The following is an 18,506-nucleotide window of genomic DNA, read 5'->3' on the forward strand; positions in this document are numbered from 1 at the left end:
TCCCGGTGGGGAAGCACACGTTAGCGGTCCGCTGTACTCGGGCCTTCGGCCCTCGTCCTTGCGGACCACTGCGCGTCCCTTCGGGCCGCGCATTATTTTTGATTCCGGTAGTGGTAAGAACAGTAAAAAACAGGGGAGTAAATTTCATCCCTGACATCCAGCTTCCGGGATCCGTTTTAGAGCCCCGTACGGAGTTCTGAAGCGGCTTTCTTACCCTGAGAGCTACAGGTCTACATCACGGAATCCAGTCGCGCTTGTAGCGCTTCTCGTTGCGTTCTGGATGCGGCGTCCGAAGATGATCATGCGTGCCTGCGGGGCGACAAGTATACCCGCGCGGCGACTCGTTCACGTGCGGATTGATTGGTAACGCGTTCGGGGAACATGCGCTTTTCGCATCTTTTGGAGTTTGGTCCATACAAGCCAACATCAAGGAATCCCCATGCGGACTCACATCGCGCGGCAATGTCGTGATCCGCTTGATGGTGGCCAGTCTTCACCCAAGCCTTGCCGGGCAAAGAGTCGCGTTGCGGCCGCGTCCTTGTATGAAGTGCCAGGCCATGTTTCGCTTTACACCAACGGCATTGCCTGTCACGCCCAAAAACCTACCGGCGACGCTTGCGTCGTTTGGGCTTGCCCGCACGCATTGGTGGCTCGGGCGGCTCAGCAACCCACACCCTCGGTTCACCAACTGGCAGCGCGGGCAGCCCAGCCCTACGAGGCAAGGCTGCGATCTCAGCCCGCAATCGTTCCAAGTTCACCCGTGCCCATCGCTCGGCCATCTTTTTGCCATGGGACACCGTAGGCGATACACCGCTACACCGTATGCCGGGCTCCCACTCCCTATGCCGGTTCACGTGCACCAGCCAGTCACCGGGTACACGCTTGGAAATCAGGGCAACTTCCCGACCATCGATCTTCAACCAATGCTGGTCGTAGCGTTCCAAGTGGATCCACTGCATGGGGGCGTCGTCCATCCGGACAAGTCTGGTGCAGCCGATCTCACCCTCTGAGATAGTCGCCCGGATGATAGGCACACATGGCCTACCTAACCCTGCCCGAGATCGAAGCGCTGGTCACTGCCATCAGGACCGGATTGCCTTCCATGTACGAAACTGTCCAACCATCGGACCGGCAGGAAGCCTTCGCAGCCGAGGCGAATGGCATCCTTGATCTAACCGCACCCGAAGATCACCTGCTTGTCTTCGACAAGCTGGAATCCTTGGTCATCCTGACTGACGGTTTTACACTGCCGTTGCCCGCCAACAACTAACGTTCGGCTCGGTATAGTCAGCAGACCAGCCCAAGGGATACCCCCATGTGCTATTCAGCGATGATCCAAGCCGACTACGACAAGTACGTTCGGCACTTCGGGGCGACGATGAGCCTTGAAGAATTCGCCATGAACGTTTGGTCGGCCCCGGACCGCGCCAAGAAGAAGCGCCGCCCCAAAGCAATGGAAGACTGGCTGCGGGACCGACCCGAACCCGAAGCCCAGCGTATCTGGCAGGAACTTCTCGCCCAGCGCGCGGCACGGGAAACGGAACTACAGCAGGAACTGTTCAAGCAGAAGAAGCGGCTTGCCGACGCCGAAAGGTCATTGCTGACTAAGACCACCAAGAAGGCCCAAGAAGACGTCCGGATCGCCACCGACAAGATCAGCAAGATCAAGTTGGACCTTGATGACCTGCAGCGTACCGAGCCCAAGGCCCGGGATGCCCGTTTCTTCCCGGGGAATTACGCCCCGGTGATCGTCATGGAAGGTGGACGCAAGGTCATCAAGCCGATGCGCTACCAGTGCCGGCTACCGGGCTGGAACGAAGCGATAGAACGAAAGTATCCGGGGACCTATAACGCCCGACGCGACAGTATCCCGAAGACGTGGTCTGACCTGTTCGGGCTCCGGCACGGGATCATCGTGGTCACGGCGTTCTATGAAAACGTCGAGCGGCACTTGATAGAGCACCGGGCGCTGGCCGAGGGGGAGCCATCCGAGAACGTGGTACTGGAGTTCCGGCCCAAGCCAGCGCAGGACATGGTCATTGCCTGCCTGTGGAATGAGTCTCCGGACGGTGACGGACATCTGTTGTCCTTTGCAGCAATAACCGACGATCCCACGCCCGAGGTTGCGGCAGCTGGACACGACCGCACGATCATCCAGATCAAGCCGGAGCACATCGATGCATGGTTGACCCCTGAAGGACGGTCGCCGGCAGAGCTACAGGCGATCCTTGATGATCGGCCCGCTGCGTACTATGAGCACCGACTCGAAAAGGCGGCATAACGGGCAGTTGCAGTGCCCCGAGGGACGCAACCTGGGCGCACCTGGGCCGCTCTGTAATGCCTGAGGCAGCCAATGCTGCCCGATGCAACGAATCGCGCCAGGCGGCGATTGGTGCGGTTTGGGGCGAATCACCGAATGACTTACAGCTGCCTTACGGCGATATCCTCCGAGCCACCAGATACCGGAAGCTGTTGTCAATGAAGGCTTCCTTCTCCAGGTGCGTCGACCACGCCTGACACCCGTAGTGACAGGGTCGGACGCTCAGTCAAACGCGGATGATCCTCGCCCAGAGGGCTGGAAGTCCTAGAACCGGCGCTGGAATCGCTACCCGACCATGCCCAAGTGGAAGCTCTTACCCGCCAACTCCATACAGGACGGCCCCACGGCTGGTGACCCCATCCCGGGAGCCTTTCTCACTCGTTCATACGCCTATGCGGGTGACCTGTTGCGGACGAAATGAAGCCTTGCGATAGTCACATATCTAAATGGGATGCAGGGGAAATGGATGATCCGCCTATGTTTGTTCGACCTTGATCAAACGCTTGTCGATACCTCCGATATGCAGGAGTTGCGCGAAGCAGGTAAACATCGAACTGATAACGCATACCCGCAAGAGGTACGCACGGCATTTCTTAGCCGCCAACGCAACCTCATCGACGAAGTCACACTGCTAGCATTGACCCTGAACAACGCAGGGCTAAAGATCGGGGTCTTCACCCGGTCGCCCCGGCGTTACGTCGATGTCGTTCTGGCTGAGGCATATGTGCTCATCCAGTGGGATGCGGTCATCGCCTATGAGGATGTCCAGAACCGCAAACCAAATGCGGAAGGGATCTATCGAGCCATGCAAGCGGTAGGCATGAATGATACGTCCGCGCTTCCTCATGTTTTGATGGTTGGCGATAGCGATGTAGACATCCGCGCGGCTTATCACGCGGGTTGCTATGCGGCGCTATTCAAACAGGGTTGGCCTCAGACCTACGAGAAGACACATTGGCGCAGCATGGGCTTGCTGCCCGACTCGATTCTGGATGACCAAAGCGAACTGCAAGCATGTATAGCCAATCCAACACCAGCGTTGCCCGATCTGGAATGTCTGTTGGAGGGCGAGCAAGCGATAGCAACGCCACGTTATGACGAGATTGGCAAGTTCTTCCCCGATGAACGAACACGACACGTCGTGTCTACGGCAGGAAGAAGTTTCGCCGACTACAGATCGCTGGATCAAAGACGAGCATGGCACCGACTCTCGCAGTCCATCCAGCAACATAAGGAATCCGTCCAGTTTCCTAATGAGTGGATACAGACAGTCCAGCGCTTCATTGCTAACCACTACCGTATGATTGCGGGATTCCCAATTGGCCCAGGCCCGGAACTGGTAATCACCTGCATCCCGCCGCGTCCCGACAGAGTGCATCGCCTCGGCTACTTCGTGAACCAGTTGGCGGCCTCATATGGCAACGCTCCGCTTGTGAACAGGCTAAGGCTGACGTTCGACCATGGTTTACTGGCGTACCGTCCAGGCGTTAGATCGCAAAGCCAAGATCATCTCAGCCCCGCGGAGCGCTTCGCCAACGTACGGGATCATCTATACGTCATCAATCCAGATGCCGCACGAGGCCGCAAGTTCCTTGTCATCGATGACGTTACGACGACTGGCGCTACGCTCTTGTACGCCAAGAAGTACCTCATGGCAGCCGGTGCGACCTCCGTTGACTGCTTCAGTATCGCCCAGAACATCAGTGACCCATTGAGGCTGCAGTGAGCGAAATTTCCCCCTCCACCGGCAAGCTTCTTGCCCTCTCGATGCTGAAAGGTATCGGTCCTGCCGCATTGCGCAAGATGGCAGGCATGATTAACTTTGAGAACGCGAGTCAAGAAAGCCTGTCCCATCATTTCCCTTCATATTCCACCATTTTGCGCGACGGCACGGCATGGACTCGCGCCCTAGAAGAAGCGGAACGGCAAGTCGAAGAAGCGAATAGGTATTCCGCGCGAATTCTCTCGCCACTTGATCCGCACTATCCACATTTACTGGCTGCGACAAAAGACGATCCCTTCCTTCTTTTCGTGCGGGGAGCATTCGCTTCGGACCAAGGCAAGTCGGCTGCTGTCGTCGGCACGCGAGAGCCCACTGCGCATGGTGGAGTCATCGCGCAGCGCCTCACGCATTACCTCGTGGAACAGGGGTGGAGCGTGGTCAGCGGCTTAGCCAAAGGATGCGATGCCTTGGCTCATCAGGCGGCTTTGGACAAGGGAGGCCACACCGTGGCAGTCATGGCCCACGGCCTTCATGCCGTGGCCCCGAAGACCAACCAACGTCTGGCAGAAGACATCCTCGACAACGGAGGCGCGCTTGTCTCCGAGTATCGGTTCGGCGTTGAACCGCGACCGGAATTCTTTGTTAAGCGCGACCGGATTCAAGCCGGACTTGCTCAGGGTGTCGTGATGATTCAGTCCGATCATAAGGGAGGAAGCTTGCATGCTTCTCGTGCCGCTTTGGAGTACGGACGATGGTTAGCCGCGCCCTACCCAACCGAACAAGACCGCCTAAACCAAGAGCCGAAGATCAGGGCCAACCTCACCATTTCCGACGGATCGGACGAAGATCGCACGGACTTGCTTCGCTGCTCACCCAACGCATTGGAGAGAGTCATTGTCCTGCGTAGTCGTGATGACTACTCAAAGATGCTGATTAGCAACTCTGTGCCGAACATTTCTCTACCACCAGCCCAAGGCGGGTTGATTTGAAAGCAGTCGGGCCAGCTTAGGAACCTAACTTATGGGTACATGCTTCGTAATTCAGCCGTTTGATCGGGCAAAGTTCGACAAGCGCTACAAAGACTGCTTTGAGCCAGCTATCCGTGCTGCGGACCTAGAACCTTATCGCGTTGATGGCGATCCATCAGCAGACGTCCTCATAGCTTCAATCGAGGATGGGATTCGGAATGCTTCTGCGTGTTTGGCTGAAATTACGTCGGACAATCCGAATGTTTGGTATGAACTTGGCTACGCAATGGCATTGGGAAAGCCAGTCATCATGATCTGCTCCGAGGAACGACACACTCCGTTCCCTTTCGATATCCGACATAGAAGCATCATCACCTACAAGACGGAATCGGCAAGCGATTTTCAGGAACTTGGGAAAAAGATAGTCAGCACCATACAAGCTCGCCTTTCGAAAGCGGAAATCATGAAGCAAGCTGCTGAAAGCGACCTTGTATCCGGCGTCCACGGCTTGTCACATGTCGAAGTAGTGGTCGTTGCAGCGATTGCCACGGAAGCAGATCAGCCTCTCGCAACCGTTGGCTTGCGAAATGTAAAACAGTTAGTCGAAAAGCAGGGCGTGACCGCATTGGGCGCCCAACTCGCCATCCGCCGGCTGGCCACAAAGTCCTTTGCTCAAGTTAGCCAAGAGGAAGGCGAATGGGGGTTTCATGACGTTATCCAGCTGACCGATGCCGCATGGAACTGGATTGAGAACAATGATTCATTGTTCGTACTCAACAAGCCGCCAGCGCAAGTGAGTAGAACTATCACTACTCGTAACGCAAAACTTCCCGTCCTCGACGATTTTGTTGACGAGGACATTCCTTTCTGACCACACCTTGTCGTCTAGAAGGAATTTTGTGAAGTTAGTTGATCGCCAAAGGACTAGCCATGCCGAAGTGTGAAGACCAAGATTTCTATTGCCAGAACCCTGACTACACGCTATTTGACAAGGTGGCATCAGCCGAGCTTATCAACCCACCTACGGTGGACGAGATAGTCAATAAGAGCAAATTCGGCACGCTCGTACCATTGGTGCCAGAGTTCCGGCTAGAGGACTTGACTCACAACGACTTCGTGCGAGGCTTGCATGATAAGAACGGCATTTACCACCTATGGGTCGACTTCGACGAATGCGATGACCACGATACCCATACATTGCGTTGCGTCTACGTGGGGAAGGGTTTTGCTGAGGAAAGGGTAAAAGAACACATCAAGCACAAGTTTGCCGGAAGCGACCATCTGTACGTGGGCTTTTACGAATGTAGCAATCGAATTTCCAAGTATCTTGAACAGCTTTTCTTGGATCTTTATGCCTGTGACCTGAACGCCATTGAAAACCCTGGCATCCATACGCTCTATGCGGTTTGGAGCTACGAAAGGTACACGCGGGGTACCGACGCCCACGAGATCAGCGGTCGTAGCAAGCTCACCGGCATTCAATATGATTGAGCGCCTGGCCGCGCAAACGAGCCCGACGCACATCGCTCGCCCTCGGCTTCGCGACCACTTAGGCGCGCATGCAAAGGCAGACTGGAACGGTCATCCTGATGATCCGAAAGGACTTGGCCCTGTAAGGCTCAATGGGGAATGCGTCGTTCGCAAGGACGAGTTCGGAAGTTCGATCCTTGTGGCTTCACCACTGACTCGAAGCCCCCAGTGACAGCATTGCCCAGCTTGCTACCAGCAGCGCAGCTTTGCAGGGCGAAGCGAAAGCAGCAGGCGACCGCTAGACCGCAGCCAGAGCGCACCTGGGGCGTTCCGTCTTGCCTGACGCGCCGATAGTGCTTCATGTGTCGGAACGCGCCAGGGAGCGATTGGTACGCTTTGGGGCGCATCCCCGAAGTGGGTCACATCAAGGGTATCTCCAGCTTACGGGGCCCAGACTGGTCGGCCCCGGCTTAAGGGATGTCATCCGAAGCGGGCAGGGGCGTTGGTGCGGTACGGTAGTGCTTGATCCGTAAGGGGGTAGGGCATCGATCCAGCGCTTGGGGCGACGCATCGCGTATGCGCCGCTCTGTCGTATGATCTTAGTGAGGATGGTCCTCGTCCTACGCCTACACGACTCGATCCATGACAGCAGATTCAATCAGTACGCGGTTCTGGTTCGAACACAAGAACGGAAAGCGTCTTTACCCCTACAGGCAGCGAGATCAGGTAACACGCCGGCACACGTTCCGTGTGGCAGAAGCCCGAGCCGGCAATAGTAGGGCGAAGTTCGAAGTGCAGCTTGATGATATCGAGGAAGTCTATCGGTACGTATTCGAGCTGGGCTATGCGGTCCGGTTGAAAGCCATGGATGGATCGTCGAAAGCTCTTTATAGCAAGACGGGGCATAGCATTACTCGGACATCTGAAACTTAACAATGCCAAGTCTGTTGGTCGGTGCGGATCATCCGCATTACGGGGCATGGAAGTCCTAGAACGGTGCTTGGAGCGCTGCCCCGAGTGAGCCGAAGTGGAGGATGTGCTGGATGCACTCCATACAGGGCAGCCAGCGTCAGGAGTACATCCGCTTGACTGTCGCGATAGCAGTCGTAAGCAGCGTAATTGACGCTCCATAGATCACGACCAGTGCGACGATTAGTTCAATGAGCGTAACTGGCTTGTGTCGGGCAATCAGCATCGTCAGGCGAAAAATTCTTCGTAGAATGCCCTTATCAGCCAGGTCATCGCGTTGCTTTGCCACCCATTCGGACTGGCTGAAGGCGCCTTCCAAGAAGGAGTCAATGTTTGCAAACGCGGCCATAATGGCGAGTCCGGTCAAGCTAAGAAACAGAGCGAATGCCCACACGCTTTTCCCTGCGGACCATTGCACGTAAAAGTAAAAGGCGCACGACACGAGTAGAACTTGAGGTGTCAGGTTCCGAAGGAACTCGAGGAGAGCCTTCCTGCCATTGGCTGTTGTTAGATGCACCAGTGCGAAACCCGTTCTATCGGTGGACGTGCAGGACTAGACATGCGGCCATAGCGAAGCAATGTATGAAAGCTCGGCATCTACCATCGGCTTGAAATTCTTACTAGTAGACGAATGGCTGTAGGATTTGCCATTGCGAACGTCAATAACACAGAACTCAGTATCTGTCTTATCCATGGGTCCAAGTACGTGCGCCATTAGTGTGACGATCAGGTCCGCCCGAGTCTTCGTGAGCGGATCCGTTTTAAGAAACAGCTTCAGCACATGACGTTGACCGTTGATAGTCAGTCCGATTTCTGGATTCACTGCTACATCAAAGCCGGCCTGTGAGTAAGTGCTTCCAGGCGGATTGAACCAAGCTAGGGACTTGTTGCCCCACCACTTCTTGTAGCCTTTAATCATAAGCGGGTAGTTTGCGAGCTTCTTGGGGTCTTTAAGGCCCTTAGCCAAGGAGGCTAGTTCGTCCTTGGAGCCCCCGTTCTTATGAATCAACACAAGCCCTTCGCGAAAGGCCTTGTAGAAGTCTGTGGCAGGATCGTAAACATCCCTGTTCTTAAGTTGGGCCACCTTTGTCGCTTTCGGGCTACCGGACTTGGTGACTACATCAATGAAGTCAGTAAGCGTGATGCGTGGCATTAGTTGCTCCCATTCAATGACGATTGGAAAGTTGGTCTAGACGCCGTATCGCTTCCGACCACCCGAGGTTATGCAGTAGCGTCCACCACGAGGGCCAATGCACACCCGATTGCCCGAACAGGGGCAGTTGCTATTCGAATAGTTGGATCGGGCTGGCTGGTAGTTGGTGCGTGGTTTTGGCCTGGGTGAATAGCAACCAAGCCCTGAGCAGAGCAGCTTCGATGACACCCAGCGTTCTGGTGATCCCGTAGGAGTGATGCGGGCCCAGCCGTTCCTGCGTTCGTATACGTGGACCGAATCACCACCAGTAGACTTATCCACTACGGCTCCGTTGGGAGAAGAACGCTGGTTGAGCGAACTCGTCGCAACGTACATTGGTTCAGCCGGCTCGGCTATTGGTGCTTGTGCCTGTAGCGACGAGGTTGTCGCGGGGATGACTGGGGTGGTGTCCTGCTTGCGGTGGTCATCCTTGTCGGCCCTGCACATTGCGACAATCAGGATGAAGCCCCCGATTATCCAGAATCCTGTAGTCCCCTTCGATCTCGCGCGCATGTTCTTGGTACCTAAGAGCGGATTAGCATTGGTACCTGTCGCGGATATGGTCGTTGTAGTAGGTGCCTTTGGATCTGGCGTTCAGCAGGCCCTGAAAAATGTGTGCCGGAACCCCGCAGAAGTCATATGTATCGCCCTGTATGAAGCGAATGCGCATCCGCATCATCCGCTCGTCGTAGCCAATTGCTGATATGGCCGATGAACTTACACGAATCATGTCCATGCGTTGTTCCTCCTTGTCGTCGTTGCTTATCGACGCTTCCCTGGCTTCTGCGTGAGCACACTTCCAGCGATTGCCTTATTTGCCTTACCGGTTTGACTGCTATCCAGTGCTTTTGATGCTTTGGTTGCGATCTTGGGGGATGTCGTCTTTCCGGTGCCGGTCTGTGCCAAGGCACTGCCTGCAATAGACTTCGCAGCCTTGCTTGAGTTCGGGCTGCGAAGAACTGCAGACGCTTTCGAAGCGATATGGGTCGAAGTCTTCTCGTTCTTAGCCATAAATCCTCCGGGGAATATTCAAGGTGGTCGGGAAGCGTTACTTGAATAGCTTTGCGGTAAAGCGGAAAAGCTTCGCAGCCGAAGACTCAAGCCCCATCGCTCGCTTTGTCCGGCGCTTCGCGTTCTCGGGTGCATTCAGCACGCGGGTGACCTGATAGACCCCGAGGTTGCGCTTAAGCTTCTTCTTGACGGCAGTCGCGCCCAAGAGAGTCTTCAAGCTTGGCTTGCGATACCGAATTCGCATTTCTGGCCCCTAACGAATGCGGCGCGCTCACCCCTGTCGGCGCCCAAGGCGATCCTCCGCCCGAATGTGATGGGCGTCAAGTGCGTTCAGGGTTTGGTAAATGCGTGTAGTGCCGAGCGATGCGTCAGCTACTCATTCAAGGCAATGCACGAATAGGGATTCATGCATTGCTGGCCGTTGGTCTCTTTGCAGGCGTTTGCGTTCAATGCCTCAACGACCTCTTTGCAGGAAGCGGCGTCATCCATGAAGCCGTGCACCGTAATGACGTGGTCGTCAGGGTTGCCGAACTTGATGATCCCGTAGTCGGCTGATGCCCCCGACTTGTTGGATGCGAAGTACTTCCCTGGCGCGGCCAATGTCGATTCGCGATCCATGGAGCACGACGCCAACAGGACCGCGCTGACGACAAAAATGACCAATGTGCGCATAGGACGATTCCAAGGTTCCGGTTGATGGGCGAGGCAACGCGGTATGGGTGTGATCGTGCCGCAAGCACTGGAAGTCCTACAACGCAACCGCAGCGAAGGTCCTGAGTGAGTCAGACTGGAGTGGGTTTTGGGCTCACTCCATACAAGCGAAGTTCCTGACAAGGCCGGACTACACAGGTACATACGCTTACCAGATTGACCGCTTCCCAAGGCACTCCTCCCAGGAGTAGGTTCGCCACAAGGGGTGTCCCACCGGGGTGGTGGACGCATGGACTCTGGCCTGCAGAGGGCTGGAAGGGAGCGGAGTGATGTGCAAGTCCCAAAAGATCATCATGATCTCGTTCTGGCCTGTCTTTTTGTTTCTGCTTCTAGGCATGCCGATTGGCACGGCGCGAGCGAACGACGACATACCTACACCCGGAAGGGTTCAATCCGTTGGGTATTGCCCACCTGGCACCACGCTTGTCAGGACGAGCACCGACGGAAAAACCAAGACTTGTATGCCCAATGGTGGCAATCGGTTATGGCGAGACCTCATTTCGGGCAGCGGTGGCAACGCTCGAGCCTCCCAAAGCAATAATGACACTCCTACTCAGAACGACTGCGCATCACCGCATCCGGTCGTGATCGCTTCGGGCAACAAGATCCTCGAGGAAGTCGACTTCACGACGAGCACGGGCGATCTTTCTGTTGTCCGCAAGTACACGAAGGCTTACGGAGGCTATCGCTTCGGGCCAGGATGGACCTGGTCATTTGGCGACACGCTGTCAATGACGCCCAATCCTGACTTTCTGGAAGTCTGCGGTGAAGGCCCTGACGGTGTCCCCTGCATCGGTCGAATGCTTGCATGTGTCCCCGGTTCGTCGCCCTGTCTCCGGCGCCCCGGGCAAGTGCGGTATACGAAGATCACCCGGCATGGCAGCGACGGCCAAAGCTATGACTACACGTGGAATTCCGCGACAGGTCGTTATGACGACTCGCGCCCGGATTCAACCAGTTGGATTTCCGCCCAATACTACGACAGCACCTACTACGACACCTTCACCCTGAACGCCACATCCGGCGTTGTCGAGACCTACGACTACGCGGGTCGAATGCTCACGCAGCGGGACAAGCGTGGGGTTGGCTATGTGTACGGTTATGACGGGACGAACCGGCTCAACCTCATCACTCACACGTCCGGTCGCCAGCTGACGCTTGCGTATTCAGACGCGAGCGCCCGGATTGCAACGATTACCGCACCGAACGGTAAGGTCTTTAGCTATGGCTATACCAGTGGTCGGCTGACGTCGGTGACGTACCCTGATGGCCTCGGTGTCAAGACTTATCACTACGAAAGTACGACGCACCCGAATGCCTTGACGGGTTACTCGATTGATGGCGTGCGCAAGACGCGCTACGCGTACAAGGCCGATGGCCGAGTCGATTGGTCGGGTCTAGAAGGCGGGAGCGAGCGAGATACCTTCGTCTACGGCACCAACTACACCGATGTTACGAATGCGCTTGGCCATACGGTTCGCTACAACTATTCAACGGTTAAGGGCATTAAGCGTCTTTCGTCAATCAGTCGCCCAGCCAGCACCGCGTGTCCGGCTTCGTCGGCGGCCACCAGCTACGACACCCGGGGCTACATCAGCGCTGAAACAGACTTTGCTGGCAACCAGACCTTCTACACATGGAATGACCGTGGAGAACTGCAGGAGAAGCGAACAGGCGTTGGTCCGGCGCCGGGAAGCAGCATCGCAAACCAGCAAAAGACGACCTATGGCTGGGACACCGCACGCAATTTAATGACGCGGGAGTCGTATTACGGCAATAGCGCCAGCATTCAGGCGGAGACGGTCTACACCTACTACCCCGATACCGATCCGGCCAAGGCGAGGTTGTTGCAGCAGGTGGACGTATGTGCGCCGAATTGTACGTCGGGCAGCAAGCGCACCACGACCTACAGCTACGTCATACGCACCAATCGCATGATCCAGACTGTGACGGTGGATGGTCCATTGGCGGGTACGGGCGATGCCGTTGTCTATCAGTACGACACCGCGGGCAACCTTACTTCCATGAGTAACGGCCTCGGCCACCTCACTACGTGGAGCGATCATGACGGCTTGGGGCTGCCCGGTAGGGTGATTGATCCCAACAGCCTCTCGACGCGCTACACCTGGGACGCCCTGGGTCGCAATCTCACTACCAAGGTCGAATCGTCCAGCGGGGATAAGATATGGACCAATACCTGGCGTTCGGACAATCAACTGGCCACGACGACGGACCCGACTGGGGTGACGACCACGTTTGTCTACGATGCTATCGGACGACGAACGGAAGTAGTACGTGCAAGCGTCTATTACGGTACCGGTGCCACATTTGATCGACTCGTCCTTACCTACAATGCGCTGGGTCAGGTGGTCCGGCAGCAGGCCGGATACTCGGCCACGATCACAGGCACATTGTTGGTGACTTCTGATCAACAGTACGAGTACGACACAGCCGGGTTCTTGGCCCGTAGTGTAGGAAACTACGGGCAAGAGATCCTCTACGACTACAACAGTAGTGGTCGTCTCGCCAGTTGGGTCAACGCAGACGGCGTTGGTGAAATATTCCTGTACGACTCCCATGGGCGCATGGCCAGCAGGACCGATGCGTTGACCAACACAACGTCGCTGGCTTACGACGTGCTGGGTCGACTGGCGTCAGTCACCGATCCACGGGGCAAGAGTACGACCTACGCTTACAACGGCTTTGGCGAACTGCTGACGCTGGTAAGTCCCGACACTGGAACGACAACGCATACGTACGACGGCATTGGACGCAGGGCCACCAGCACGGATGCGCGAGGTCAACTGGTGACGTTCGGGTACGACTCTTTGTCGCGCCCCACATCTGCCACGGCCAGCGGCCAAGTCCAGACGTTCACGTGGGACACGTGCACCAACGGCATGGGCCGTTTGTGTCAAGCGACGGACCCGACCGGCAGCGCGACGTACACCTACACCGACCAAGGCCAGCTCGCCTCGCACACCAGCATGATGCCGGCAGGCGGATCAGCGGTTCACTCCTATGTGTACGACAACGCGGGTCGAATGACCGGTATCGGCTATCCGGGCAGTGTCGGCGTGGGCTACGGCTATGTCAGTGGTGCCCTAAGGGCAGTAACCGTGACCCTCAGTGGGACGCCTTACAACGTTGCCACGGATATGGCACATATGCCCTTCGGTGGACAACGCAGCTGGAACTACGGCAATGGCCTGGTGCGAGCGCAGGACTGGGACCTCAATGGTCGCCGCGCCGAGATCAGCACCAAGGATGGCGGCATTGACCTCCAGCACTTGGCTTACAGCTACGACGACGTGAACCGGATGACGGGCATCACCAACTATGTCGTTGGCAGTCTAAGTCAGGTCTATGGCTACGATCCGATGGCGCGCCTGACCTCGGTCACGGCAAGTGGTGCCAATCAGGGGTTTGGCTGGGATGCCAATGGCAATCGCACGAGTCATACCTGGGCCGGCGCGACGGATGGGTATGCAACGTCGGCGACGGGTAACCGGCTGGATGCGATTACCGGTTCTCGTCCAGCGTCTTACAGCTATGACGGCGCAGGAAACACCCTCAGTGGCGACGGCATCACCTACACCTACGACGTGTTCGGAAAGCTGGCGACGGCCACCAAGGCGGGGGTCACCACGACCTACGCAACCAATGCATTCGGTCACCGCGTGCACAAGAAGGCGGGGGCTGGCCCGGACCATTGGTTCACGTATGGCCCGGAGTCGCAGCTGTTGGGTGAGTTCAATGGTGGATGGACGCACTACGCGAGGCTGCTGGACGGAACGCCCATCGCCATGATTCGTGGTGGTCAGATCAATATGATCCATACCGATCATCTGGGTCGCCCTGAGATCGTGACCAACAACGCCAAGGCCGTGGTGTGGCGTGCAAGCAACTATGCGTTTGACCGTACGGTGACGCTGGACAGCATCGGGGGGCTGAACATCGGCTTCCCGGGGCAGTACTACGATCAGGAAACGGGGCTTTGGTACAACGTCAATCGGTATTACGATGCGCGACTGGGGCGGTATACGCAGTCGGACCCGATTGGATTGGGTGGGGGTTTGAACACTTACGGGTATGTGAGTGGAAATCCGGTCTCCGGCATTGATCCGCTTGGTTTGTGCGAGGAGGCTTCGGTATGCAGTCTGTTGCCCGGTATGTCTGGATTTGCCGAGGCAGCACAAGATGCGTATTCGTCGAATCCATATTACCCTATCCATAGTATTTGGCCCTTCAGCGTGATCCGAGGAACGGCGATTCATGCGGAGTTCGCAGCTAACGTCACAGCTTTAGGAGGCCCCTATAGCGCCGAGGTTTCTTACAGGAATGGTTTCGTCGTTCCGTATGGGACGCCCGGTTCCGTTCGTGCGGATGGTGTGTTTGGGGCCACAAATGCGCCTAATTATGTGATTGAGCTGAAGTCGGGCGCAGCGCAGCTGTCGTCCGGGGAAGTTCGGGATTATTACGACAATCTTCCAGAAGGAACTGTACTGTGCGGAATTCTCGAGGGAGTTGGTAGGCGGAGATGACAATTTCTGGGGGGCGTTCGATAAAGCGAATCGCGAAAGAAAGAGGTATGCACGTCTTCGGAAACTTTCTTATCGGTTTTCGAAATGATGATGTTGTGTCCGGAATTGCAATCGACAAGACACCGACATCCACTTATTTTTGGACTTTCGTTCTTCCTGTTTACGACGAAAATACGTTCTTGCATATGTCTCTAGGTGAGAGGATTTCTGTCGGTGAAGAGGGTGCTACGAACCTTTCGCAGGCTTATGAAGTTTATCTTCAGAAGCTCGCACACGTAAAATCGCCGTGTGATCTCGTGAAGTATATTGACCAGAGAGGTTTGTCGGGTGATTACGCTGGCTGGGTTAAGTATATTTCTCTTATTCGTTTAGGTGACTTCTCGATGGCAAAGCATGCACTTGGCGCTCTTATTGGTTTGCCCATATCGAAGGTGCTTCGAGAACGAATTGGCAGAATGAACTCTGCCTTGCTTGTGGGGGGGGAGGCTGGGGCACAGCAGCTTTTAGACGAGTGGTCCGTCGTTACGGGTCGCTTGTTGGGAAGCGCTCCGCAGGGTGGTGGTTAATCCCAGTGGTTGAAATGAAGTTTGCGGAGCGAACACAGGAGCTCGCCCGTGCGGCGGACATCACGCTTAAGCAGCCACAACTCACCACCACCCACCCACCCCGGCTTCCCAAAGGCTTACAGCCCATCCCAACACCCCCGCATTGACCCGCCCCCACCCCAACCCCTAAAATTCGCGGCTCCGCCGGAATAGCTCAGTTGGTAGAGCGGCGCATTCGTAATGCGTAGGTCGTAGGTTCGATTCCTATTTCCGGCACCACCTATAGAAATGGCTTCCAGATCAATCACTTAGATTGGTTTTGGTGGGGTGATCTAGTACAGCGCTCTAGTACATAGAACCGGGTCGAAGGGATCTCCCTTCGGCCCGTTTTTCTTGCGCTCTGGCCGATCCCTGCTGGGTTCGCCATCCTTTGGCTGGGCGGGCGTTGTGCCCAAGTTGCGCATGCTCCTAAGATCCTTGCCAGTCGCATCGCTACTGCAAGGGCGCGGTAGTGGCTATGGGCGACGCGGGGGAGGGGCTGATGTTTGGGGAGTTGGTTGCTTTCTTGGACGTCCTCAAATCGACGGTTGCAGACCTTCGCGGACGGAAGGCGAGCAAGGAGCGCGAGGAGACCATCGCAACCCTTTTGCGGACTTACTTCTTGCTGAAGGATGCCGCAGAGGAAGGTGCTGCCCTGGTTGAAGATGCGAAGCCCAACCCAGTTCAAGTTATCCAAAGTCTTGAGCCAGCCTTGGCGGAAGAGCGCTTGGCGAAGTGGAATCGGTCGCTTCGGCGTCAGACGGCCCGACTTATGGGCGTATCTAGCATGGTCTACAGCCAAGAGTTCATGGACGTCGTCTCACCAGATCTGCGCGAGCGCCTTTATGACGTGCTGGGATCGAAGGTTGATCGAGCGACCTCACTTCACGGAATCGGCGCCGCACTGTTCTTCAGGGGCATCGTGATCGATTCGCCAGAGGAACAGGCCCGCTACGTCAGTATCATGGCTGGGGAGGAAGGAGATCTCCTTCACATGGATAAGATCCAGCGCGAGGTCGATGCACTTCAGCAGGCGTTGGAGTCGTATCGTCAAGCGGTCACCACTCTAGCGACGCCTGACGAAATCATTCGATTGACGCGTGACGCCAGAGCAAAAACTACTTTCCCTGCAGCCTAGACTGAAGCTCCCATGCGCCCCTGATCGCGGTGGTCCGGCTGTGCGAAAACAAGATGCGAGGATCTATCGATGGACTTGAAAGACTTCATATCGCAAACCCTAGTGCAGATCGCCGAGGGAGTCAGTGACTCTAGCGCCCGAATCAAAGAGCTGGGTGGAGCGGTCAATCCGCACATCACCAGCGAGCACAAGGAGTTGAGTCGCCACGGCATACTCTGGGGTTCGGGTTCGGCCGTACACGTGGTTTCATTTGATGTGGCCCTAACTGTGAACTCCGGGACCGGGACGAAAGGTGGAATAGGCATCTTCGCAGGCGCGGTTAATCTCGGCAGCTCGGGGGAGTCCAAGGCTGAAAGCTCCTCAATCAGTAGGGTGAGCTTCACGGTGCCCCTTATCCTCCCGTACGCGAGATCTTGAATCGGCGTGCCAAAGGAGCCTCCTATGCCCAGCTACAAATACGAGCCCTACTACGAGTACTCCGGACCGACTCGGGCGGATCCCTTTCGGGAGCTATTGTCTTACGAAGAGGTCCAGCGGAATCGAGAGTGGTTCTTCGCTCACATTGATGGATGCTTTGCCGGTACCGACGCAGTCGTGGCCATAGCAGATGGCATCGTAAGCATCGAGACGAACATGCCAGAAGCGGACTGCGACGACATCGTCAAGCGACACCTGAACGCATTCGACCTCTTCGCAAGAAAGATTCGTGCGTGATTTGATTGCGCTTAGCTCTATGGCGCCACCGGCAAAGATCGCATCTTCGTTGGGCTGAAATGCCAGTTCTTTGTTGCAGTGCGCTCACTTGAATATCGGTGCGCCGCAACAGGTCGCGCTGGGTGCAGGAAAGCTGCGTGGTTGTGGGGCGATCTTCTCGGCACCGAAGATGTAGTGTAAGTCATCACCTATACGATCCCGGCGTGGATATAGGTAGGCGGCTAGGCGTGTGTTGTCCGCCCTAGCGAGATCCACGGCAGCAGCGGCTAGTCCGAAGATGTCCGCACGCACCAGAGTCAGGCTGACATCAGCGTTAGTCCAGAAGCCTGCGGGGCGCCTTCGAAGTAGTTGAGGGGTCCCACCATGGGTGTACTGGTGGAGCCATTTAGAAGTGCGCGATCCCTTCTTGGCAAAGCCTTCCACGATCTTCGCTATCGGCGGAAAATGTGTCTGCAAGTCTTTGCCCATATCCCCAAGCAATGGAAGATCATCCAGCTGACCTTCCACTGGATCGATAGGCAAGCCTAGGATGACTTCATCAGTAGCGGCATAGGTGAGCCACCACGCTGCTGCCGTTGCTTCCAGCAACGGTCGGAGCAGTGCTGCTGCCGAACCGAAGGCATCCAACTGGACGAGCGACACGATGCTCGCGTGGTGCTCTAAGCCCAAGTCGCAGGCGCATCTGGCGAAATCATGTCGGCGACAGCAGGGCACGGCCGGTGATAGCAATGCGCGGCAAATCTCAATCTGCTCTAGCGCCTCTCGGCACCTCTGCTGAGTCCAGTCTCGTCCGAGTGATATCACCGCGGCCTCATGTCGTAGGTACGCCGATTCTGCAAAAAATCCGATGGGGTCTCGATAGAGCGAGCATCCCCATTTCCCCCCATACCCCACCGCAAGGATCCCCTCATGCATGACCTGGCTGCAACCCTGGCCCTCCTCCAACACCACAGCGGTTTGACCTCCTCACTTTCCCGGGGAGGCACCCCGACATATGCGCACTTCCACTCGCTTTGGCGCCGGCTGCGTGAGGTCCGTGAGGCTGCCGCCTCGGGTGACCCTGAGGTGGTCGGCTGGTTGGCGGTGCATGCCCCCTGATCGCGCACGTGGAGGCTTGCAAGCGCGTGGCTGACGAAGAGCGCGTGATGTTCCGGCCGCCGGG

At 56.5% G+C, this 18,506-nt stretch carries 17 protein-coding genes and 1 tRNA gene; 12 read left to right on the plus strand and 6 right to left on the minus strand.

Annotated elements, in window-relative coordinates; translation table 11 throughout:
• The first annotated feature begins 1,036 nt into the window (after positions 1 to 1,036).
• From CYU89_RS09695 to CYU89_RS09720, 6 genes are all read left to right on the plus strand, one after another.
• On the plus strand, positions 1,037 to 1,270 hold the full coding sequence (locus CYU89_RS09695) for a hypothetical protein (RefSeq protein WP_296280496.1): 234 nt from the start codon (positions 1,037 to 1,039) through the stop codon (positions 1,268 to 1,270).
• A 60-nt stretch (positions 1,271 to 1,330) separates the two neighbouring features.
• The gene (locus CYU89_RS09700; protein WP_343125250.1) at positions 1,331 to 2,281 is read left to right on the plus strand and encodes an SOS response-associated peptidase family protein; all 951 of its coding nucleotides are present in this window, start codon (positions 1,331 to 1,333) and stop codon (positions 2,279 to 2,281) included.
• A gap of 505 nt (positions 2,282 to 2,786) precedes the next feature.
• Positions 2,787 to 4,046, plus strand: coding sequence for an HAD-IA family hydrolase (locus CYU89_RS09705; protein ID WP_296280500.1), 1,260 nt, complete (start codon positions 2,787 to 2,789; stop codon positions 4,044 to 4,046).
• The gene (locus CYU89_RS09710) at positions 4,043 to 5,032 is read left to right on the plus strand and encodes a DNA-processing protein DprA (protein WP_296280501.1); all 990 of its coding nucleotides are present in this window, start codon (positions 4,043 to 4,045) and stop codon (positions 5,030 to 5,032) included. The genes CYU89_RS09705 and CYU89_RS09710 overlap by 4 nt, the downstream gene beginning before the upstream one ends.
• 31 nt (positions 5,033 to 5,063) lie before the next feature.
• Positions 5,064 to 5,882, plus strand: a complete 819-nt coding sequence (locus CYU89_RS09715) for a hypothetical protein (protein ID WP_296280502.1) — start codon at positions 5,064 to 5,066, stop codon at positions 5,880 to 5,882.
• Positions 5,883 to 5,941: 59 nt separating this feature from the next.
• Positions 5,942 to 6,502, plus strand: a complete 561-nt coding sequence (locus tag CYU89_RS09720; protein ID WP_296280503.1) for a hypothetical protein — start codon at positions 5,942 to 5,944, stop codon at positions 6,500 to 6,502.
• A 1,048-nt stretch (positions 6,503 to 7,550) separates the two neighbouring features.
• Here the strand turns inward: CYU89_RS09720 and CYU89_RS09725 are convergent.
• The 5 genes from CYU89_RS09725 to CYU89_RS09745 all read right to left on the minus strand — a co-directional run bounded on the left by CYU89_RS09725 (position 7,551) and on the right by CYU89_RS09745 (position 10,325).
• Positions 7,551 to 7,817: a hypothetical protein gene (locus CYU89_RS09725; protein ID WP_296280505.1), complete on the minus strand. Its 267-nt coding sequence runs from the start codon at positions 7,815 to 7,817 to the stop codon at positions 7,551 to 7,553.
• A 186-nt stretch (positions 7,818 to 8,003) separates the two neighbouring features.
• Positions 8,004 to 8,603: a hypothetical protein gene (locus CYU89_RS09730; RefSeq protein ID WP_296280507.1), complete on the minus strand. Its 600-nt coding sequence runs from the start codon at positions 8,601 to 8,603 to the stop codon at positions 8,004 to 8,006.
• Between the two features lie 574 nt (positions 8,604 to 9,177).
• Complete coding sequence (locus tag CYU89_RS09735; protein WP_296280509.1) at positions 9,178 to 9,378, minus strand: KTSC domain-containing protein; 201 nt, start codon at positions 9,376 to 9,378, stop codon at positions 9,178 to 9,180.
• A 312-nt stretch (positions 9,379 to 9,690) separates the two neighbouring features.
• Positions 9,691 to 9,870, minus strand: a complete 180-nt coding sequence (locus tag CYU89_RS09740; protein WP_296280510.1) for a hypothetical protein — start codon at positions 9,868 to 9,870, stop codon at positions 9,691 to 9,693.
• A 155-nt stretch (positions 9,871 to 10,025) separates the two neighbouring features.
• Positions 10,026 to 10,325, minus strand: coding sequence for a hypothetical protein (locus CYU89_RS09745; protein ID WP_296280512.1), 300 nt, complete (start codon positions 10,323 to 10,325; stop codon positions 10,026 to 10,028).
• 308 nt (positions 10,326 to 10,633) lie between these two features.
• Between CYU89_RS09745 and CYU89_RS09750 the strand changes: the two genes are divergently transcribed.
• The 6 genes from CYU89_RS09750 (at position 10,634) to CYU89_RS09775 (ending at position 17,344) form a co-directional block, all read left to right on the plus strand.
• Complete coding sequence (locus CYU89_RS09750) at positions 10,634 to 14,908, plus strand: RHS repeat-associated core domain-containing protein (RefSeq protein WP_296280514.1); 4,275 nt, start codon at positions 10,634 to 10,636, stop codon at positions 14,906 to 14,908.
• Positions 14,905 to 15,474 (plus strand): hypothetical protein, encoded by a 570-nt coding sequence (locus CYU89_RS09755; protein WP_296280515.1) that lies wholly within the window; start codon positions 14,905 to 14,907, stop codon positions 15,472 to 15,474. The genes CYU89_RS09750 and CYU89_RS09755 overlap by 4 nt, the downstream gene beginning before the upstream one ends.
• Before the next feature lie 182 nt (positions 15,475 to 15,656).
• Positions 15,657 to 15,732, plus strand: a tRNA-Thr gene (locus CYU89_RS09760).
• A 232-nt stretch (positions 15,733 to 15,964) separates the two neighbouring features.
• Complete coding sequence (locus CYU89_RS09765) at positions 15,965 to 16,630, plus strand: hypothetical protein (protein WP_296280517.1); 666 nt, start codon at positions 15,965 to 15,967, stop codon at positions 16,628 to 16,630.
• Positions 16,631 to 16,699: 69 nt separating this feature from the next.
• Entirely contained in the window at positions 16,700 to 17,047 is a 348-nt protein-coding gene (locus CYU89_RS09770) for a hypothetical protein (RefSeq protein WP_296280519.1), read from the plus strand.
• Between the two features lie 24 nt (positions 17,048 to 17,071).
• On the plus strand, positions 17,072 to 17,344 hold the full coding sequence (locus tag CYU89_RS09775; protein ID WP_296280521.1) for a hypothetical protein: 273 nt from the start codon (positions 17,072 to 17,074) through the stop codon (positions 17,342 to 17,344).
• 84 nt (positions 17,345 to 17,428) lie between these two features.
• Here the strand turns inward: CYU89_RS09775 and CYU89_RS09780 are convergent, their stop codons facing one another.
• Positions 17,429 to 17,986 carry a hypothetical protein gene (locus CYU89_RS09780; RefSeq protein WP_296280523.1) on the minus strand — a complete coding sequence of 186 codons (558 nt, stop codon included), beginning with the start codon at positions 17,984 to 17,986 and terminating at the stop codon, positions 17,429 to 17,431.
• Between the last annotated feature and the right edge of the window lie 520 nt (positions 17,987 to 18,506).

It is taken from the genome of Pseudoxanthomonas sp. (genome assembly GCF_002863005.1).
GTDB lineage: Bacteria > Pseudomonadota > Gammaproteobacteria > Xanthomonadales > Xanthomonadaceae > Pseudoxanthomonas_A.